This window comes from Rhizobacter sp. P3_B12 (genome assembly GCF_056402895.1).
Map to the genome: position 1 here is coordinate 1 of NZ_JBFUGN010001169.1, position 1,722 is coordinate 1,722.

Annotated in this window: 3 protein-coding genes; 1 reads left to right on the forward strand and 2 read right to left on the reverse strand. The window is 69.7% G+C overall.

From position 1 onward, the window contains the following. Window positions 1-418: NUDIX domain-containing protein (locus tag AC1D01_RS33400; protein ID WP_477873766.1), on the forward strand; the 418-nt coding region annotated here is incomplete at its 5' end. Window positions 419-424: 6 nt separating this feature from the next. Here AC1D01_RS33400 and AC1D01_RS33405 read toward each other — a convergent pair. Both AC1D01_RS33405 and rapZ read right to left on the reverse strand, forming a co-directional pair. After that, a complete protein-coding gene (locus tag AC1D01_RS33405; RefSeq protein WP_477873767.1) occupies window positions 425-1,045 on the reverse strand; it encodes an LON peptidase substrate-binding domain-containing protein in 621 nt (206 codons plus the stop codon). Between the two features lie 29 nt (window positions 1,046-1,074). Then, window positions 1,075-1,722, reverse strand: a 648-nt coding sequence (rapZ, locus tag AC1D01_RS33410; protein ID WP_477873768.1) for an RNase adapter RapZ, incomplete at its 5' end; no start/stop codon positions are given.

Here is a 1,722-nt window from a genome sequence, read left to right on the forward strand (position 1 = left end):
GCGCTACCCGGTGAAGACGCGCAAGCTCAAGCGCAGCCGGCGCAGCAACGCCTGGCTGTGGCTGCAATGGGGCGACAGGCTGTGGCTGCTGCAGCGGCCCGGCAGCGGCGTGTGGGCCGGGCTGTGGAGCCTGCCGGAGTTCGACACGCCCGAGGCGCTCGATGCGGCATCGGCCGACTGGCCCGGCACCCCGCAGGGCCTGCCGATGTTCACGCACGTGCTGACCCACCTCGACTGGACGCTGCAGCCGGTGCGCTGGACCTTGCCCGCCGATGCCGCGGCCGCCGACGTGGCGGCGATCACCGCGACGCTGGCGCGCGATGGGCAGCGCGGCGAATGGGTCACGCTGGCGCAGGCGCTCGCGATGGGCCTGCCGGCACCGCTGCGCAAGCTGCTGACCGGCACGCCGCCGGGTTGACGGTGCCTACTTGACGACGCCCTTGCTGCGCAGGAATTCGTCGACCAGCTGAAGCCGCACCGCGGCGTCCGGCAGCTCCATCAGCTTCTGCTTCGCGGCCAGCGAGATCGGCAGGATCTCGCACCAGCGGTTCGCGACCCAGCCGGCGTTGTCGAACAGGAAGGGCTTCAGGAAGGGCTCGGAGCCCTGCTGCTTCAGCGTCGCGATCGCATTGGCCAGGCCGCGCACCGTCTCGATCATCGCGTCGACCGGCAGCGAGGCCTCGTCGTCGTCGAGCATCTCGATCTCGGCCAGCCACAGGCCATCGGCCTGCTGGCGCATCCGGTTCACCCCGAAGCGATGGGTGCCGCGGCAGCGCACCTGCAGGATGCCGTGCTGCGCGCTGTCGACGTCGATCAGCTCGGCCATCACGCCGGTTTCCTCGAGGGCGACCGGCTCGCCCGGCTTGCGCACCTCGCCGCCCTGGCGCAGCGCGACCACGCCGAACGGCGTGTTCTCGCGCAGGCAGGTGCTGATCAGGTCGAGGTAGCGGGCTTCGAACACCTTCAGGCTCAGCAGCCCGCCAGGAAACAGCACCGCCTGCAGCGGGAACAACGGAACGTCGGTGGTGGAGATGTCGGGAGTCATTCAGCAGCGCGGCCGGGTGGGCCGCGTTCTCAATCGCGGGCGTCGAGCTCGCGGTGGCGAATCAATGTACCGCTGCGCGCGGCAAAACGCTTCGCCAAGGATTCGGTGAGGTAGACCGAGCGGTGCTGGCCACCGGTGCAACCGATGGCAACCGTCAGATAGCTGCGCTGGTCGCGTTCGAACGACGGCAGCCAGCGTGCGATGAAGGATTCGATCTGGGCCAGCATCTCGGCCACTTCGGGTTGGGCTTCCAGGTAGGCGGCGACCTCGGGATCGCGACCGGTCTGCGGGCGCAGTTCGCGGATGTAGTGCGGGTTCGGCAGGATGCGCACGTCGAACACGAAATCGGCATCGAGCGGCACGCCGTGCTTGAACGCGAACGACTCGAACACCAGGGTCAGTCGGTGCGCCATCGCCTTCACCAGGTCGCGCATCCACAGGCGCAGCTGGGCCGGGCGCAGCTGGCTGGTGTCGACGACGGTGGAGACCTCGCGCAGCTCGGCCAGCAGCTCGCGTTCGAGCTCGATCGCCTCGGTGAGTGCGCGGTGACCGTCGGCGGCGCGGTCGTCCTTGCGGCGGCCGGGCGACAGCGTCGCGGCCTCTTGCGACAGCGGGTGGGGGCGGCGCGATTCGGAGAAGCGGCGCACCAGCGTGTCGGTGTTCGAATCGAGGAACAC